Below are 17,773 nucleotides of genomic sequence, written 5' to 3'. Positions count from 1 at the left end.
CTGTCCTAGACGAACAACCCTGCGTGCGCGAGGGGGGATTTGAACCCCCACGCCCTTTCGGACACTGGCACCTGAAGCCAGCGCGTCTGCCGTTCCGCCACTCGCGCGCCGCAGAAGATTAGCACGACTCGCGGGCCGCTCCGGACCACGCCGCGGCCGCCCCCGGCATCGCCGGAACGACCCGCCTCGCGCCCCGGCGCGCCCCCGCACACCGCGCCGCCACTGCCCACCACGACCCTTTCACCAGGTCCGCGCCGCCCCGCCGTCCCCAGGCAGGGTCCGGGGATCGGTCCCACGGCTACCATTCAGGCAGAATGTCGGGCGCCGTCCGGTGACCGGCGGCACACGCGTGCGGTGAGGAGGTGGTGGGCGTGGGCATCCTCGACCGTTTCGAGCACGGGGTGGAGCGCGTCGTGAACACCGCGTTCGCCAAGGCCTTCCGCAGCGAGGTGAAGCCCGTCGAGCTGGCGAGCGCGCTGCGCCGCGAGGTCGACGACCGGGCCGCCGTGGTGGGCCGCGACCGGACGGTGGTGCCGAACGAGTTCACCATCGAGCTGTCGCCGGGCGACTACGACCAGGTCGAGGCGTGGGGCGCGGAGGCCCTGGCGGACGAGCTGGCGGCGAACGTCACGGAGCACGCGACGGGTCAGCGGTACGCGTTCGTCGGGCCGGTGACGGTGGCGTTCCACGAGTACGAGGACCTGGAGACGGGCCGGTTCCGCGTGAAGTCGGCGACGGTCCGCGGCGCGGCCGCCCCGGCGACGACCGCCGCGCCGAGCCCCCGGCACCCGCTCATCGACATCGACGGCCAGCGGTACCTGCTGACCGGGCCGGTGACGGTGATCGGCCGCGGCTCCGAGGCGGACATCGTGGTGGACGACCCGGGGGTCTCCCGCCGGCACCTCGAGATCCGGGTGTCGCCGCAGGGCGTCGTCGCCTCGGACCTCGGGTCGACGAACGGGCTGTTCGTCGAGGGCCACCAGGTCCCGGCCGCGACACTCCTGGATGGGAACACGCTGACGATCGGCCGGACCCGCATCATGTTCTGGACGGGCGACGGCGACGGACAGGACCTGGACGAGTGAGCGGCTCCACGATCGGCACGCATGAGTGAGCTGACGGTCACCCTGCTGCGGCTGGGCTACCTCGTCCTCCTGTGGGCGTTCGTGCTGTCCGCCATCGGGGTGCTGCGCCGCGACCTGTACGGCACGCGGATCGTCAACCGCCGTCGCCCCGGCCGTCCGGCCCCCGCGGCTCCGGGCGCCACGCCCGCAGCACCGGCCGCCGCGGCGCCGCCGGCCCCCGAGCGCGGCCGCGGCCGTCGTGCCGGTCCGACGCGGCTCGTCGTGACCGAGGGTCCGCTGCGCGGGACGACGCTGCCGCTGGGCACGTCCGCGGTGCTCATCGGCCGCGCCCCGTCCTGCACGCTCGTGCTCGACGACGACTACTCCTCCTCCCGGCACGCCCGCGTCTTCCCCGAGGGCGACCAGTGGCTCGTGGAGGACATGGGGTCCACCAACGGCACGTTCCTGGACGACCAGCGGGTCGCGGACGCCGTGCCGTTCCGCCCCGGCGCGCAGCTGCGCATCGGCCAGAGCGTCCTCGAGCTGCAGGGGTAGCGGGTCGTGACCATCGCGCTGCGCTACGCCGCCCGGTCCGACGTGGGGCTGGTCCGGTCGAACAACCAGGACTCCGCCTACGCGGGGCCGCACCTGCTGGTCGTCGCGGACGGCATGGGCGGGCACGCGGGCGGCGACGTGGCGTCGTCGGTGGCGATCGCGGCGCTGGCGCCCCTGGACGGCGAGTCCCACGGCCCGGACGACGCCCTGGACGAGCTGGAGCGGGCTCTCGAGGAGGCGCGCGAGGAGATCATCACCCGCTCGCAGACGAACCCCGAGCTCGCGGGCATGGGCACCACGGTCACCGCGATCCTGCGGGCCGGCAACAAGCTCGCGATGGTGCACCTGGGCGACTCCCGCGGCTACCTGCTGCGCGACGGGGTCCTCACGCAGGTCACCACCGACCACACGTTCGTCCAGCACCTGGTCAACACCGGCAAGATCACGCCGGAGGAGGCCGAGCACCACCCGCAGCGGTCGGTCGTGATGCGGGTGCTCGGGGACTTCGACGTCGACATCGCGCCGGACCTGTCCGTGCGGGAGGCGCGTGCGGGCGACCGCTGGCTGCTGTGCTCCGACGGGCTGTCGGGCTTCGTCAGCGGGGACACGATCGCCCAGACGCTGCACGACATCGCGGACGTCGACACCTGCGCCGAGCGGCTCGTGCAGCTCGCGCTGCGGGCGGGCGGCGGCGACAACGTCACCGTCGTGGTCGCGGACGTGCTGGAGCTCGACCAGGTCCGCGACGGCGCGGGGCCGCGCACCAACGCCGTGGTGGTCGGCTCGGCCGCCGTGACCCGCAACCGCCCGACGTCCGCGCAGGACGGCCCGGCCGCCCGTGCCGCGGAGCTGTCCCGGCAGGCGGCGGCGAGCACCCCCGGCGGTGGCGTCCCCGCGGTCGAGGACGACGAGGACGACCCGGACGAGCGCCGCGCCCGCCGGCGGTGCCGCGTCCGCGGGACCGTGGTGACCCTGCTGGCGGTGCTGCTGCTCGCTGCCGGCGCCACCGGGTTCTACCGCTGGACGCAGACGCAGTTCTACGTCGGCGTCGACGGCGAGGTCGTCGCGATCTACCGCGGCATCCCGCAGTCCATCGGGCCCCTGACACTGTCCGACGTGGTGGAGCGGACCGAGCTGGCGGTCGACGACCTCCCCGGCTTCGTGCGCGACCGCGTGGAGCAGACCATCCACACCGCCTCGCTCGCGGACGCCCGCACCCGCGTGGACGCCCTCGCGGAGGACGCTGCCGCCGAGCAGCCGGATCCGGAGCCGACCCGCAGCCCGCGCCCGACGTCGTCCGCCCGCCCGACCGGCACGGCGGCACCCTGATGGCGACCGTGGAGGCGCACCGCGTGCGCGCCGGTCGCGGGACGGAGCTGGGCCTGATCGTGGTGGCGCTGGTCATCGCGGTCGCGGCGTACGCGCTGGTCGGTCTCGGGGCGACGGACGAGCTGCCCGCCGACGTGCTCGGGTACGGGGCGGGCATGGCCGGCCTGGCGCTGCTCGTGCACGCGGTGCTGCGCTGGCGCGCCCCCTACGCGGACCCGGTGATCCTGCCGGTCGTCATCGCGCTGAACGGCATCGGCCTGGCGATGATCTACCGGATCGACCTCGCCCGGGAGGCGCGCGGCGGCACGGAGATGTTCGCCGGCAAGCAGCTCGCGTTGTCGGCGGTCTCCGTGGTGCTGGCGTGCGTGCTGCTCCTCGTGCTGCGCGACCACCGGACGCTGCGCCGGTACACGTACACGGCGATGGTGGCGGCCCTGGTGCTGCTCGTCCTGCCGCTCGTCCCGGGGCTGGGCGTCGAGATCAACGGCGCGCGCATCTGGATCCGGGCGCTCGGGTTCTCGTTGCAGCCCGCCGAGCTCGCGAAGATCGCCCTGGCGGTGTTCTTCGCCGGCTACCTCGTCACGCACCGCGACACCCTGGCGCTCGCCGGGCCGAAGGTGCTCGGCCTGCAGCTCCCCCGGCTGCGGGACCTGGGCCCGATCGCCGTGGTGTGGGCCGCGTCGATCGCCCTGCTGGTGTTCCAGCGGGACCTCGGCACGTCGCTGCTGCTGTTCGGCCTGTTCGTCGCGATGCTCTACGTCGCGACCGAGCGGCTGTCGTGGATCATCATCGGCCTCGTCATGTTCGGCGGCGGGGTGGCCCTGGCCGCGTCGTCGTTCGGGCACGTGGCCGCGCGGTTCCACATCTGGCTGCACGCGCTGGACCAGGACGTCTTCGACCGCGCCCCCGGCGGCTCCGGCCAGCTCGTGCGCGGGCTGTTCGGCCTGGCCAGCGGCGGGCTGTTCGGCACCGGGTGGGGGCAGGGCCGCCCGGACCTGGTGCCGTTCGCCGAGTCGGACTTCATCGTCGCGTCGCTCGGCGAGGAGCTGGGCCTCACCGGCCTCATGGCGATCCTCGTCATGTACCTGGTGCTGAGCCAGCGCGGCCTGCGCACCGCCATCGGGGTCCGTGACGGGTTCGGCAAGCTGCTGGCCGCCGGCCTCGCGTTCGTCATCGCGTTCCAGTGCTTCGTCGTGGTCGGCGGCATCACGCGGATCATCCCGCTGACCGGTCTGACCACGCCGTTCCTCGCGTACGGCGGGTCTTCGCTGCTCGCGAACTGGCTGATCGCCGCGCTGCTGCTGCGGATCTCCGACGACGCGCGCCGCCCCGCGCCGGAGGTGGCCGGGCCCCTGATCGAGACGCCCGCCGGCGGTATCCCGCTGGACGAGGAGCTCGCCGCACCGGTCCGGGTGGCGGGCGCGAACCCCACCGACGACCAGCCGACCGAGCGGCTGCGCCGGACGAGCGGGGGCGGTGCCGCGTGAACGCCCCGCTGCGCCGCCTCGCCACGGTGGTCCTCGTCATGTTCCTCGCGCTGCTCGCCGGCACGTCCTGGGTGCAGTTCGGCCAGGCGTCCGCGCTGAACAACGACCCCCGCAACGTCCGCACGCTGTACCGGGAGTACGGCCGGCCGCGCGGGCCGATCATCGTGGCCGGGCAGACCATCGCGGAGTCGAAGCCGGTCGACGACCCGTTCGGCTACCAGCGTTCCTACCTGCAGCCCGAGCTGTACTCGACGGTGACCGGCTTCTACTCGGTGGTCAACGGCGGCACGCAGCTCGAACGCGCCATGAACGACGTGCTGACCGGGCAGGCCGACTCGCTGTTCTGGACCCGCGTCCAGGACCTCGTGACCGGCCGGCAGCCGCAGGGCTCGTCGATCGAGCTGACGCTGGACCCCGCCGCGCAGCAGGCGGCGTTCGACGCGCTCGGCGGCCAGCAGGGCGCGGTCGTCGCCGTCGAGCCGTCGACCGGCCGCATCCTCGCGATGGTGTCCACGCCCGGGTTCGACCCGAACGCGCTGGCCACCCACGACACCACGGCCGCGAACGCCGCGTACCAGCAGCTCGCGGCCGCCGAGGGCGACCCGCTGCTCAACACGACGATCCGCGAGAACTACCCGCCCGGGTCGACGTTCAAGCTCATCACCGCCGCGGCCGCGCTGGAGTCGGGTGACTACTCCCCCGAGTCGGTGCTCGCCGCCCCCGACGAGCTGACGCTGCCCGGGACGCGGACCCAGCTCCCGAACTTCGGCGGGTCGTCCTGCGGGGCCGACGAGCAGACCACGCTCGCGAACGCTCTGCGGATCTCCTGCAACACGGCGTTCGCCCAGCTCGGTGTCGACCTCGGCGACGACGCCCTGCGCGAGCAGGCGGACCGCTTCGGGTTCGACTCGGACGGCCTCACCGTGCCGATGTCCGTCTCGGCGTCCACGTTCCCGGCCGACCCGAACGCGGCGCAGACCGCGCTGTCGGCGATCGGCCAGGAGTCGGTGCGCTCGACGCCGCTGCAGATGGCGATGGTCTCGGCGGCCATCGCGAACGGCGGCGCCCTCATGACGCCGTACCTGGTGCAGACCGTCCGCACCGCCGACCTCGACGTCGTCAGCGAGACCGAGCCGTCCGAGCTGTCCGACGCCGTCTCCGGCGCCACCGCGAGCGCGCTCACCGACATGATGGTCGGCGTCGTGGACTCCGGTTCCGGCACCGCGGCGCAGATCCCCGGCGTGCGGGTGGCCGGCAAGACCGGCACGGCGCAGACCGGCCGCGAGGGCGAGGCGCCGCACGCCTGGTTCACCGGCTTCGCGCCCGCGGACGACCCGCAGGTCGCGGTCGCCGTCATCGTCGAGCACGGCGGTGACGTCGGCTCCGAGGCCACGGGCGGGCGCGTCGCCGCCCCGATCGCGCGCGCCGTCATGCAGGCGGTGATCGGGCAGTGAGGCCCGCACCCGGCGTCGTCCTGGGCGGCCGCTACCGGCTGACCCGGCAGATCGCCGTCGGCGGCATGGGTGAGGTGTGGGCGGCGCACGACGAGTCGCTGCAGCGCGACGTCGCCATCAAGGTGCTGCGCGAGGAGTTCGCGGGCGACACGGGGTTCCTCGAGCGGTTCCGCACCGAGGCCCGGAACGCCGGCAGCCTGTCGCACGAGGGCATCGCCGCGCTGTTCGACTACGGCGAGCAGGACGGCTCCGCGTTCCTGGCGATGGAGCTCGTCGTCGGCGAACCGATGAGCGACCTGCTGGAGCGCGAGCCCGTGCTGCCGCCGCGCCGCCTGCTGCCGATCCTGGCGCAGACCGCCCGCGGCCTGCACGCCGCGCACCAGGCCGGCGTCGTGCACCGGGACGTCAAGCCCGGCAACATCCTGCTGACGCCCACCGGCAAGGTGAAGATCACCGACTTCGGCGTCTCGCTGTCGCACAACCAGGTGCCGATGACCGCCACCGGCATGGTCATGGGCACGGCGCAGTACCTGTCCCCGGAGCAGGCCGTCGGCGGTCCGGCGACCGCGGCCTCGGACATGTACGCGCTCGGCATCGTGGCGTACGAGGCCCTGGTCGGCCACCGGCCGTTCACCGGCCCGACCGCCGTGGACATCGCGGTCGCCCACGTGAACACGCCCGTCCCGCCGCTGCCCGCGTCCGTGGACCGGCAGATCGCGGCGCTCGTCATGCGGCTGCTCTCCAAGGACCCGTCGCAGCGTCCCGCGAGCGCCGAGGAGCTCGCGCGGATGTTCGACGCGCTCGTCCCGCACACGCCGGCCGGCGGCAGCCCGCCCGTGTCGATCGTGCCCGGCCGGGCACGGTCCGCGGCGGTCGCGACGCCCGGCGGATCCGGTCCGGCCGGTGACGCCACCGTGCGACCCGCGGCCGCCGACACCCGGCGCGGGCGGGCCACCGGCTCCCGGCCGACCGCCGCGGGCGCCACCCGGGTCCGGGGGTCCGTCAACCCGACGGCCGCCGCGACCCCCGCAGCGCCGCCGGCGTTCGACCCCCGCACCGGCCGGCCGGTCGACCGCCCGACCTACCAGGTCGGGGGTGCCGCACGAGGCGGTGCCCACGCCCAGCCCACCACCCGCGCGCACGTGCGCGTCGCCGAGCGGCCCGCCTGGAGGCGGCTGCAGGTGCGGTGGCCCCTGCTCGTGCTGGCCGTGCTGGTGGTGGCGCTGCTCGGCGCCGCGCTGGCCGACAGCCTGACGGGCGGCGACACCGGGTCGACCGGCCGTGCGGACGTCCCCGGGTACGCCCGGGCGGCAGCCGAGGGTGGGATGATCTCCGAGCACGTGCCCGGCGCAGCCGCACCGGACGCGCGAACGACGACAGCGAAGGACGCCTAGTGGTGGACGACGGATCCCGGATCCTCGCCGGACGGTACGAGGTCGGCGAGCTCATCGGCCGCGGCGGCATGGCCGAGGTGCACATCGGGCACGACGCGCGGCTCGGTCGCACCGTCGCGATCAAGATCCTGCGCTCCGACCTCGCGCGCGACCCGTCCTTCCAGGCGCGGTTCCGCCGGGAGGCGCAGGCCGCGGCCGGCCTCAACCACCCGTCCATCGTCGCGGTGTACGACACCGGCGAGGACGTCTACACCGAGCCCACCGGTGCCGTCGCGCACGTGCCGTTCATCGTCATGGAGTACGTCGAGGGGCACACGGTCCGCGACATCCTCCGCGACGGGCAGGCCGTGCCGATCGAGGAGGCCATCGAGATCACCGCCGGCGTGCTGTCGGCGCTCGAGTACTCCCACCACGCCGGCATCGTGCACCGGGACATCAAGCCCGCGAACGTCATGCTGACGCCGACGGGTGCGGTCAAGGTGATGGACTTCGGCATCGCCCGGGCCGTCGCCGACTCCGCGGCCACCATGACCCAGACGCAGGCCGTCATCGGCACGGCGCAGTACCTGTCCCCCGAGCAGGCCCGCGGCGAGACCGTCGACGCGCGCTCGGACCTGTACTCGGCCGGCTGCCTGCTGTTCGAGCTGCTGACCGGGCGCCCGCCGTTCGTCGGCGACTCCCCCGTCGCCGTCGCGTACCAGCACGTCCGGGAGATCGCGCCGGCGCCGTCGTCCGTCGCGTCCGACGTGCCCGAGGTCCTCGACCGGATCTGCGCGAAGGCCCTCGCGAAGGAGCGGGACGCCCGCTACTCCTCGGCGGCGGAGTTCCGCGCCGACCTCGAGGCCGCCGCCCGCGGGGGCGCCGTGGCCGCTCCCCCGGTCGTCCCCGCCGCCCTCGGCGCCGGCGCCGCGACCCAGGTGATGGGCGCGGACGCCGCCACGACCCAGCTCATGCCCGGCGACGCCCCGGCGTGGGCGCCGACGAGCCCCGGGACGGCGGTCCTGCCGCCGTCGGACCCGGAGGACGAGGAGCCGGAGAAGAAGTCGAAGCGCTGGCTCTGGATCACGCTCAGCGTGATCGCCGCGCTCGCCGTCGCCGGCCTCGTGTACCTGCTCGCGCAGGACCGCACTCCGCCGCCCGAGACGGTCCCCGTCCCGCCGGTCGCGGGCCTGACCGAGGACGCCGCGGTCGCCGCGATCCAGGAGGTCGGTCTCAACCCGGTGCGGAAGGCCGAGGCCAGCACCGAGGTCGAGGCCGGCACCGTCATCAGCAGCACCCCCGACGCCGGCGAGGAGGTCGAGGAGGGCTCCGACGTCACGTACGTCGTCTCCACCGGCCCGAGCTCCGTCGAGGTCCCGGACGTCGCCGGCCTCACCCAGGACCAGGCGCGCCAGCAGATCGAGGAGCGCGGCCTCGTCGTCGGCAGCGTCCAGGAGGAGGACAGCGCCGACCAGCCGGGCGACCGGGCGCTGCGCACGGACCCCGCCGCCGGTCAGTCCGTCGCGGACGGCTCGTCCGTCGCGCTGTTCATCGCGTCCGGCAACGTCGAGCTGCCCGACCTGCGCGGCCAGAAGCAGGAGGACGCCGTCGCGGCGCTCAACAGCCTGAAGCTCGGGTCGAACATCCAGCAGCAGGAGACGGCGGACGCCGAGCCGGGCACCGTCATCGCGCAGGACCGGTCGGGCATCATCCCGCAGCAGACCGTCATCACGCTGACCGTCGCGGCCGCCCCGACCACCGTGCAGATCCCGTCGGACGTCGTCGGGAAGTCCGAGGAGGACGCCACCGCGCAGCTCCGCGGGCTGGGGCTCGAGGTGCAGTCGCAGGAGGCCAGCGGGCAGTTCCAGAACGCGCAGCCCGGCGAGGTCGTCTCGACGTCCCCCTCGCCCGGGAGCACCGTGCAGATCGGGTCGACGGTGACGCTGAACGTCTACGCGGGGCCGTCCGGAGACCCGACCGCCAACCCCTGACCGCCCGACGGCGACCGCGCCTGGCCGCCGGCACCCCGTGGGATCTCCCGCACGGGTGCCGGCGGCGTCGTCGTTCGCGGCGCCCCGGCGTCGCGCGCGCTACGGGCGGACGAGCGGGTGCAGGTCCGCGGAGCGCTCGACGGCGTCGTCCGCGCCGGTCAGCGCCAGCCAGTTCGCGAGCAGCCGGTGGCCGCCCTCGGTCAGCACGGACTCCGGGTGGAACTGGACGCCGTGCAGCGGCAGCTCGCGGTGCTGCAGGCCCATGATGATGCCGTTCGCCCGGGCGGTGACGACGAGCTCGTCGGACGCGGTCCCGTCGACGACGGCCAGCGAGTGGTAGCGCGTCGCGGTGAACGGCGTCGGCAGGCCCTCGAACACGCCCTGCCCGTCGTGCGCGACCTGGCTGGTCTTGCCGTGCATGAGCTCGGGCGCGTGCGTGACCGTGCCGCCGAACACCTCGCCGAGCGCCTGGTGGCCGAGGCAGACGCCGAGCATGGGCGTCCCCGACGCCGCGCAGTCGCGGATCACCTGCATCGAGGCGCCGGCCTCCGACGGCGTGCCGGGGCCGGGCGAGATGAGCACGCCGTCGAACCCGGCCCGCTCCTCGACGGGCGGCACCGCGTCGTTCCGCACGACCACCGTCTCCGCGCCGAGCTGGTCGAGGTAGCCGACGATCGTGTAGACGAACGAGTCGTAGTTGTCGACGACGAGGATCCGGCTCATCGGTCACTCCCCCACGGTGGTGTCGTTGAACGGCATGGACGGGGCGAGCCACGGGAACACCCACACGAAGCACGCCGCGAGCACGCCCGCGGCGAGGACCAGCAGCACGAGCGCCCGCACGAGCGCGGGTCCGGGCAGGTGCCGCCACAACCAGCCGTACATCAGGTGCCCTCCACGAGCTCGGCGGGCACACCCTCGTCGAGGGGTGCCCAGTAGTCCATCACACCGTGCACGATGTAGCGCTCGCGCGCGGAGAACATGGGGTGGCAGGTCGTCAGGGTGATGAACCGCTCGGTCGGCGCTACGCCGGGCTGGTTCGGGACCGGCTCGATGACCTGCGTCTCGTGCGGCAGGACGATCTGCGAGTCCGTGACCCGGTAGACGTACCAGGCCTCCTCGGTCCACACGACGATCGGGTCGCCCTCCTGGAGCTCCTCGATCCGGTTGAACGGCTTGCCGTAGGTGGTGCGGTGCGCGGCCAGGGCGAAGTTGCCGACCCCGCCGGGCATGGCGGTGCCGTCGTAGTGCCCGACGCCCAGCGGGTTGAGCACGTTCTCCCGGTCGGTGCCCTGGGTGATGGTGCGGGTCGGCTCGCCGTCCCACCGCGGCACGCGCATGGACGCGAAGGTCGTGAGGTACGGCGGCTGCTCCATGACGGGAGGCTCGTCGTACCGCGGCGTGACGATCGCCGGGCCGTCGTCGAGGTCGGCGAGCGGCTCGTCCCAGCCCTGCTCGGCGACGACGCGGGCCTGCTCCCGGTCGGCCACGACGTCGGTCCACCACAGCTGCCACGCGAGGAACGCGAGCAGCAGCACGCCGGCGGTGATGAGCAGCTCGCCGAGCACGCCCACGGCTCCGAGCAGGATCCCGGCGCCCCGGCGCGGCGGACGAGCGGCACCGGCGCTCCCCCGCGACGCCCGGCGGCCCGCCCGTGTCGGCGGCTCGGTCGTCCCCGTCGTGGCCGGGCCGCGGGCGCCCCCGTCGCCGGGCTCGCCGAGGGGCGGCCACGTGGCCTCCGTCCCGCTCATCCCCCGGTGCCCTCCCGCCGGCTCTGCGCTCCGGTCGCGGTGCTGCTGCCCGCGACGAGGCCGGGCAGGACCTCGGTGCCGGACGGCACGCTGGCGTACCTCATGTCGACCGACCCATCGTAGGCGGGCACCTGGACGCCGCCGTCCGGCTCGGTCACGGCCCAGCCGAGGCCGACGGCGTCCACCCACGACCGGTAGGCCCGCACGGCGGGGTCGGCGTCGAGCGCGGCGAGCAGCTCCTCGGGGTCGCCCACGGCGGTGACGACGTACGGCGGCGAGTACCGGCGGCCCTGGAGCGACAGCACGTTGCCGATGCACTGGAACGCGCTCGTCGAGATCACGCGCTGGTCCATGAGCGCCATGGCCTCGGCGCCACCCACCCACAGCGCGTTGATGACGGCCTGCAGGTCCTGCTGGTGCACCACGAGATCGTCCGGCCCGGTGCCGGCCGGACGGGGACCGTCCGCCGGCGCGTCGTCGAGGCTCACCGTGATCCCGGTGCCGGTGACGGCGACGCGCCCGGAGGCGATGTCGAACGCCGAGCCGGCCGACTGCCACTCGAGGCCGACGGTGTCGGTCTGCTCCTGGGTCAGCGCGTCGACCTCGGCGCGCAGCACCGCCACCTCGTCGGCGAGCCGCTCGCGCCGCGCGTCCTCGTTGGCCTGCAGCCCCTGGAGGTCCTGCGGCTGGCGGGTGTCGGTCCCCGCCGAGAGCCGGGCGTTGGCGGTGAACAGCGCGCCGGCGAGCGCCATGACCAGGGCCACCGACGCGGTGCCCCGCAGGGCGCGCCCGCGCCGCTGCCGGGTGAGGCGGTGCTGAGCCCGCTCGCGCGCGGCGTGCAGGCGGGCGGAGACCTGGTCGTCGCCGTGCCGGGCCGGGTCACGCAGGCGCTCCGTCGGACGGGCGCCCGCACCGGACGCCCCCGCGGGACCGGACGTACCGGGAACCCCGCCGTCCGCCGTGCTGCGGGCACCGGAGGACGACGCCGCGGTCCTCGCGGCGTGGGCGCCGTGGGGCCGGCGCTCGGGGTGCTCGTCAGGCACGCTTCCCCCCCTCGGTGTCGCCACTACGCTAGGCCACGACGGCGCCGCGGAGGTGTGCGTCCACAGCGGGTCGTGCGCAGATCGGGCGCACGTCCGACGGTCGAGGTCAGGAGCATCCCCGTGCCCAAGTCGAGGACGCGGCAGAAGTCGCACTACACCGCGCCGCCCGAGAAGTCCGCCGGCCCCGGCGTCAACCCGCCGTGGTTCGTGCCGGTGCTGGGCGGGCTGCTGCTGCTCGGCCTGCTCTGGATCGTCGTCACGTACCTCACGGGGTTCGACTACCCGGTCCCCGGCATCCGGTCGTGGAACCTCGCGATCGGCTTCGCGTTCGCGCTGGGCGGGCTCGGGATGGCCACCCGCTGGAAGTAGCGCGACGAGGGCGTCGGGGTGCCGGGACAGGGTCTCCTGCGGCCCGCCGCCCCGGTGACCGGGCGGGTCACCACGACGTCGACCACAGCACCGTCCCCAGCCCGCGCGCCGTTGTCCCCAGGCACCGGCGCACGATGTCCCCAGGGGTGCACAACCCTGTGGATAACTACAGCGGTGTAATTCCCCAGCTGTGAGCAACGCTGGGGACGGGCGTCACACCGCCCCGTAGCTCACCAGGACGGCCGCTGCCAGGAGCACCGCGACGCCCGCGCAGGCGCCGACCGCCACCGGCAGCCGGCGCTCGCGCGGCGCGTACGCGAACGCCGTGCCGAGCACGGCGCCCACCACCAGGCCGCCGAGGTGCGCCTGCCAGGCCACGCCCGGCAGCACGAACCCGAGCACGGCGTTGATCACCAGGACACCGACGATGCCGCCGGCGCTGCGCCCCGTGCGACGCAGCACGACGAGCACAGCGCCGAACAGCCCGAACACCGCGCCGGACGCGCCGACGAGCCAGGTGAACCAGCTCAGCGAGTCCGGCGACGCGAGCAGCAGGAACATCACCGACCCGCCGACCGCGCTGAGCAGGTACAGCGCGAGGAAGCGCCACCGCCCGAGCATCGCCTCGAGGAACGGTCCGACCGACCACAGCGCCACCATGTTGAACACGATGTGCAGGATCTGGTTCTGGGAGTGCAGGAACGCCGCCGTGAGGAACCGCCACGGTTCCGACTCGCCCAGCACCGGCGCGAACGCCAGACGCTGCGTCCAGCCCGGCACGGTCAGCTGGAGGACGTACGACAGGACGCACAGCGCGATGAGCGTGTACGTCACCACGGGGGTGCGGCCGGTGACGGCGCCCCCGAAGGCGGTGCGTGCGGGACGGGACTGACGCGCCGCGTCCCGCACGCAGTCGACGCACTGGATGCCCACCGCGGCCGGCCGCTGGCACTCCGGGCACGTCGGCCGGCCGCACCGCTGGCACCGCACGTAGGCGATGCGGTCGGGGTGCCGCGGGCAGACCGGCGGGGGAGCGGGAGCGGGGACCGGCTGCGGCTGGGTCATCGGGGCGTCAGGGCTCGATGGTCACCGACTGGATGACGACGTCCTCGACCGGCCGGTCGCCCGGGCGGGTGCGGGTCGTCGCGATCGCGTCGACGACGGCGCGGGACTCGTCGTCCGCCACCTTGCCGAAGATCGTGTGCTTGCCGTTGAGGTGCGGCGTCGTGGTCACGGTGATGAAGAACTGCGAGCCGTTCGTGCCGCCGACCTGGCCGGTGACCGGGTCGCGGCGCAGGCCCGCGTTCGCCATGGCCAGCAGGTACGGCTCGGAGAACCGCAGCTCGGGGTGGATCTCGTCGTCGAACGTGTACCCGGGGCCGCCGGTGCCACGCCCGAGCGGGTCACCGCCCTGGATCATGAAGCCGTCGATGACGCGGTGGAAGACGACTCCGTCGTACAGCGGGGTCCCGGTGCGCGGCTCGCCGGTCGCGGGGTCGGTCCACTCCTTCTCGCCGGTGGCGAGGCCGCGGAAGTTCTCCACGGTGCGCGGGGCGTGGTTCGGGAAGAGCTCCAGGCGGATGTCACCACGGTTGGTGTGCAGGGTCGCGTGCATGCCCGTCATCCTGTCACGCCGGACCCGGCGGCGACCCCGTGAGGGTCCCGTGTTCACGGGCGACGAACACAGCGCCGCCACCTGCGCGAAGAGCGCGACGGTGGCAGAGTGGGACGTCAACGGACCACCCCTGAGGGAGAGTGTGGACATGGCCTTCCTGACCCGACGGAGCAAGCTCGAGACCGTCACCGACCACCTGACCTCCGAGCGCCTCAAGGACCAGGCCGCCGACGTGGGCGCCGCCCTCGCCGACGCCGGGAGCAAGGCCGCCGACGGAGCCGGCAAGCTGGCGGCGACCGCGAAGGTGCAGGCGGCGGAGGCGGCCGTCGCCGCGAAGGGCGCCGCCGGGCACGCCGTCGAGTGGACCCAGCCGCGCGTCGAGGCCGCCGTCGAGTGGCTGATCCCGCGGATCGACCACCTGTACAAGGAGAGCGTCAAGGCCGCCGCCCCGCGCGTCGAGAAGGCGGCGGTGAAGGCCGGCCCGGTCATCGACACCGCTCACGACAAGCTCGTCGACGAGCTGCTGCCGAAGCTCGTCGCGGCTGTGAACGAGGCCGCCGAGCGCGCCGGCTCCGCGGTCGAGCACGTGGCCGACAAGGGCGCGGACGCCTCGAAGGCCCGGGCCGCCGCAGCGGCCGCGGCGGTCGCAGCAGCGACGAAGCAGTCCGGCAAGAAGAAGCACACGGGTGCCAAGCGGTTCTTCCTCGTGGCGGCCCTGGCCGGCGCCGGCGCCGCAGCGTTCGCCTGGACCCGGTCCCGGACGACCACGGACCCGTGGGCCGAGCCGTGGGAGCCGGAGGCCCCGGCGGCCGACCAGCTCCGCGCCCGCGCGGGTGACGCCGCCGAGGCCGTCGGCGAGGCGGCCGGCGAGGCCGTCGCCCGCGGCCGCGAGGCCACCAAGAAGGCTGCGGAGAGGGTCGCGGAGGTCCGCGAGGACGTCGAGGAGCGCGTCGCCGACGCCACCGAGAAGGTCGGCGAGGCGACCAAGAAGGCGACGCAGCGCCGTGCGGCCCCGAAGAAGCCCGACACCGCGGCGGAGGGCGAGAAGCCGGAGGCCTGAGCCCCCCAGCACGACCCGGACGGCCCGGCACCGCGCAGGTGCCGGGCCGTCCCGCGTCCGGAGCGGTCCACGCGGGACTCAGGTCCCGCTCATACCCCAGGGGGTATCGGTACGGTCGTGGCCGCACACCGGCAGAAGGAGTGGGTCATGAAGATCGTCGTCGTCGGGGGCGTCGCCGCGGGTGCCTCGGTGGCCGCGCGGGCACGCCGCCTCGACGAGCACGCGGAGATCGTCGTGCTCGAGCGAGGTCGGCACGTGTCGTTCGCGAACTGCGGGCTGCCGTACCACATCGGCGAGGTGATCGCGGAACGTGAGCGGCTGCTGCTGCAGACCCCCGCGTCCCTGCGGGAGAGCCTCGACATCGACGTGCGGGTCGCCCAGGAGGTCGTCGCCGTCGACCCCGAGGCCCGTCGCGTGCACGTGCTGGACCGCGACACCGGACGCGAGTACACGGAGGACTACGACGCGCTCGCGCTGTGCCCGGGCGCGGAGCCCGTCCGCCCGGCGCTGCCCGGCGCCGACCTGCCCGAGGTGCTGGTGCTGCGGCGGGTCGGCGACATGGACCGCATCAAGGCGCGGGTGGACGAGGCGCTGGCGGCGCACGCCCGCGGTGATCGCGGCCCTGTGCGCGCCGTCGTCGTCGGCGCCGGGTACATCGGCCTCGAGACCGCGGAGAACCTCCACCACCGCGGCGTCCACGTCGCCGTGGTCGAGACGGCAGACCAGATCCTGCCGCCCGTCGACCGGGAGATCGCCGTCCCCGTCGAGCAGCATCTGCGCTCACGCGGCGTCGAGCTGCACCTGTCCACGGCGGCAGCGGCGTTCGTCGCCCGGTCCGACGGCGGCGTCGACGCCGAGCTGACCTCCGCGCGCACGCTGCGCGCCGACCTCGTCGTCCTGGCCGTCGGCGTGCGTCCCGCGGCGGGTCTCGCCCGGGACGCCGGGCTCGAGATCGGTGAGCACGGCGGCGTCGTCGTCGACGAGCAGATGCGCACGAGCGACCCGCACATCTGGGCCGCGGGGGACGTCGTGGAGACCGCGCACCCGGTGCTCCCGGGACGGTGGCTGCAGCCGCTGGCCGGTCCGGCGAACCGCCAGGGCCGGGTGGCGGCGGAGAGCATCTGCGGCCGCGACACGCGCTACCGGTCGACGCAGGGGACGTCCGTGGTGAAGGTCTTCGACATGGTCGCGGGCGGCACCGGCGCGACCGAGCGCCAGCTGCGGGACCTCGGCGTTCCGTACCGGGCCGTGCACGTGCACCCGTCCGGCCACGCGGGCTACTACCCCGGCACCGCGATGATGCACCTCAAGGTCCTGTTCGACCCGGCCTCCGGACGGCTGCTCGGCGCGCAGGCCTCGGGTTTCGACGGCGTCGACAAGCGCCTCGACGTCCTCGCGGTCGCGCTCCGCGCGGGGCTGACCGTCGAGGACCTGGAGGAGGCCGAGCTGGCGTACGCCCCGCCGTTCGGCTCGGCCAAGGACCCGGTGAACATGGCGGCGTTCGTCGCCGCCAACACCCGCCGCGGCGACCTCGACCTCTGGTACGCCCAGGAGTACCCGCAGGCCGTGGACGGCGCACGTCTGGTGGACGTGCGCACCCCCGAGGAGTTCGCCCTCTGGCACCTGCCGGGCGCCGAGAACGTCCCCCTCGCGACGCTCCGCGAGGCGAGCGCCGGCTGGGACCGCTCCGTGCCGGTGCGGCTGTACTGCGCGGTCGGCTTCCGGTCCTACCTCGCGCACCGCGCGCTGGTGCAGCGCGGGTTCGCCGACGTGCGCACACTGTCCGGCGGGTCGACGACGTTCCGGGCCTGGCACCACGTCCCCGGGGAGCCCGCGCCGCAGGAGCCGGAGATCCCGTACGCCGCGCCTCCGACGTCACGCACCGCGCCCGTGCCGGCGGAGGCCGCGGCCGGGCGGCTCGTGGAGCTCGACTGCACCGGGCTCGCCTGCCCGGGACCGATCATGCGCCTCGCGGAGACCGTGCGGGGCCTGGCCCCCGGGGACGACGTGGAGGTGCGCGTCTCCGACCCGGGGTTCGCGCACGACGGCCCGGCGTGGGCGGCGGCGCAGGGCCACGAGCTGCTGAGCATGCAGCCCGACGGTCCCGGGTTCCGGGCTCGGTTCCGGGCAGGGCACCGGGCGCCCGCTCAGGCCGCGCCGGCCGGACAGGTCGCCGCGCCACGGGACGGCGTCTCGTTCGTGGTGTTCAGCGGTGACCTCGACAAGGTGCTCGCCGCGTTCATCATCGCGAACGGCGCGCTCGCGATGGGCAAGCCCGTGTCGATGTTCTTCACGTTCTGGGGCCTCAACGCCCTGCGGCGGGCCGATGCGCCCACGCGCCCCAAGAGCGTCACCGACCGGATGTTCGCCGCGATGATGCCCTCCGGGCCGGACGCACTGACCCTGTCGCAGATGCACCTGGCCGGGGCCGGCACGGCGATGATCAAGAAGGTGATGCGCGACCACGCCGTGCCGTCCCTGCCGGAGCTCCTGGAGTCCGCGGTGAGCGGCGGCGCCGACCTCACGGCGTGCACGATGAGCATGGACCTCATGGGCATCGCGGCGAGCGACCTCGTGGACGGCGTGACGTTCGCCGGTGTGGCGTCGTTCCTCGGTGCGGCCGACCGGTCCGGCACGACCCTGTTCATCTGACCTGCGGCACAGCCGTCCGCCGTGGGTCAC

16 protein-coding genes and 1 tRNA gene are annotated in these 17,773 nt (G+C 74.5%); 10 read left to right on the top strand and 7 right to left on the bottom strand.

Translation table 11 applies throughout. From position 1 onward, the window contains the following. Nucleotides 1-24: 24 nt before the first annotated feature. A tRNA-Leu gene (locus K5O09_RS00140) sits at nt 25-107 on the bottom strand. Between the two features lie 264 nt (nt 108-371). Between K5O09_RS00140 and K5O09_RS00135 the strand changes: the two genes are divergently transcribed. Genes K5O09_RS00135 through pknB form a run of 7 tightly spaced genes read left to right on the top strand, consistent with a single transcriptional unit; the run spans nt 372 to nt 9,253 of the window. Next, nucleotides 372-1,085: a DUF3662 and FHA domain-containing protein gene (locus K5O09_RS00135; RefSeq protein ID WP_222170905.1), complete on the top strand. Its 714-nt coding sequence runs from the start codon at nt 372-374 to the stop codon at nt 1,083-1,085. A gap of 21 nt (nt 1,086-1,106) precedes the next feature. After that, nucleotides 1,107-1,619 carry an FHA domain-containing protein gene (locus K5O09_RS00130; RefSeq protein WP_222170904.1) on the top strand — a complete coding sequence of 171 codons (513 nt, stop codon included), beginning with the start codon at nt 1,107-1,109 and terminating at the stop codon, nt 1,617-1,619. Nucleotides 1,620-1,625: 6 nt separating this feature from the next. Continuing rightward, complete coding sequence (locus K5O09_RS00125) at nt 1,626-2,948, top strand: Stp1/IreP family PP2C-type Ser/Thr phosphatase (protein ID WP_222170903.1); 1,323 nt, start codon at nt 1,626-1,628, stop codon at nt 2,946-2,948. After that, complete coding sequence (locus K5O09_RS00120) at nt 2,948-4,435, top strand: FtsW/RodA/SpoVE family cell cycle protein (RefSeq protein ID WP_222170902.1); 1,488 nt, start codon at nt 2,948-2,950, stop codon at nt 4,433-4,435. Before K5O09_RS00125 ends, K5O09_RS00120 begins: the two co-directional genes overlap by 1 nt. After that, on the top strand, nt 4,432-5,889 hold the full coding sequence (locus K5O09_RS00115; protein ID WP_222170901.1) for a penicillin-binding protein 2: 1,458 nt from the start codon (nt 4,432-4,434) through the stop codon (nt 5,887-5,889). The genes K5O09_RS00120 and K5O09_RS00115 overlap by 4 nt, the downstream gene beginning before the upstream one ends. Next, entirely contained in the window at nt 5,886-7,283 is a 1,398-nt protein-coding gene (locus K5O09_RS00110; protein WP_222170900.1) for a serine/threonine-protein kinase, read from the top strand. The genes K5O09_RS00115 and K5O09_RS00110 overlap by 4 nt, the downstream gene beginning before the upstream one ends. Continuing rightward, nucleotides 7,283-9,253 (top strand): Stk1 family PASTA domain-containing Ser/Thr kinase, encoded by a 1,971-nt coding sequence (gene pknB / locus K5O09_RS00105; RefSeq protein ID WP_222170899.1) that lies wholly within the window; start codon nt 7,283-7,285, stop codon nt 9,251-9,253. Before K5O09_RS00110 ends, pknB begins: the two co-directional genes overlap by 1 nt. Before the next feature lie 99 nt (nt 9,254-9,352). Here the strand turns inward: pknB and K5O09_RS00100 are convergent, their stop codons facing one another. From K5O09_RS00100 to K5O09_RS00085, 4 genes are read right to left on the bottom strand one after another with little or no spacing between them, the layout of a single operon-like run. Further along, complete coding sequence (locus K5O09_RS00100; RefSeq protein WP_222170898.1) at nt 9,353-9,976, bottom strand: aminodeoxychorismate/anthranilate synthase component II; 624 nt, start codon at nt 9,974-9,976, stop codon at nt 9,353-9,355. A gap of 3 nt (nt 9,977-9,979) precedes the next feature. Beyond that, entirely contained in the window at nt 9,980-10,138 is a 159-nt protein-coding gene (locus tag K5O09_RS00095) for a hypothetical protein (RefSeq protein WP_222170897.1), read from the bottom strand. Beyond that, entirely contained in the window at nt 10,138-11,004 is an 867-nt protein-coding gene (locus K5O09_RS00090) for a class E sortase (protein WP_222170896.1), read from the bottom strand. The genes K5O09_RS00095 and K5O09_RS00090 overlap by 1 nt, the downstream gene beginning before the upstream one ends. Next, complete coding sequence (locus K5O09_RS00085; RefSeq protein WP_255595899.1) at nt 11,001-12,047, bottom strand: DUF881 domain-containing protein; 1,047 nt, start codon at nt 12,045-12,047, stop codon at nt 11,001-11,003. Before K5O09_RS00085 ends, K5O09_RS00090 begins: the two co-directional genes overlap by 4 nt. 120 nt (nt 12,048-12,167) lie before the next feature. Here K5O09_RS00085 and K5O09_RS00080 point away from each other — a divergent pair, with 120 nt between their 5' ends. Further along, complete coding sequence (locus tag K5O09_RS00080; RefSeq protein WP_222170895.1) at nt 12,168-12,416, top strand: cell division protein CrgA; 249 nt, start codon at nt 12,168-12,170, stop codon at nt 12,414-12,416. Nucleotides 12,417-12,629: 213 nt separating this feature from the next. Here the strand turns inward: K5O09_RS00080 and K5O09_RS00075 are convergent, their stop codons facing one another. Together K5O09_RS00075 and K5O09_RS00070 are read right to left on the bottom strand one after the other, a co-directional pair. Continuing rightward, the gene (locus K5O09_RS00075) at nt 12,630-13,481 is read right to left on the bottom strand and encodes a rhomboid family intramembrane serine protease (protein WP_222170894.1); all 852 of its coding nucleotides are present in this window, start codon (nt 13,479-13,481) and stop codon (nt 12,630-12,632) included. 7 nt (nt 13,482-13,488) lie between these two features. Beyond that, nucleotides 13,489-14,031 (bottom strand): peptidylprolyl isomerase, encoded by a 543-nt coding sequence (locus tag K5O09_RS00070; RefSeq protein WP_222170893.1) that lies wholly within the window; start codon nt 14,029-14,031, stop codon nt 13,489-13,491. Between the two features lie 148 nt (nt 14,032-14,179). Here K5O09_RS00070 and K5O09_RS00065 point away from each other — a divergent pair, with 148 nt between their 5' ends. Together K5O09_RS00065 and K5O09_RS00060 are read left to right on the top strand one after the other, a co-directional pair. Continuing rightward, a complete protein-coding gene (locus K5O09_RS00065) occupies nt 14,180-15,091 on the top strand; it encodes a hypothetical protein (protein WP_222170892.1) in 912 nt (303 codons plus the stop codon). 147 nt (nt 15,092-15,238) lie between these two features. Beyond that, complete coding sequence (locus K5O09_RS00060) at nt 15,239-17,743, top strand: FAD-dependent oxidoreductase (RefSeq protein WP_222170891.1); 2,505 nt, start codon at nt 15,239-15,241, stop codon at nt 17,741-17,743. Nucleotides 17,744-17,773 lie beyond the last annotated feature (30 nt).

It is taken from the genome of Cellulomonas sp. C5510 (genome assembly GCF_019797765.1).
GTDB lineage: Bacteria > Actinomycetota > Actinomycetes > Actinomycetales > Cellulomonadaceae > Cellulomonas.
The sequence above is the reverse complement of the archived record's forward strand: the minus strand, read 5'-3'. Positions and strand labels throughout refer to the sequence as shown.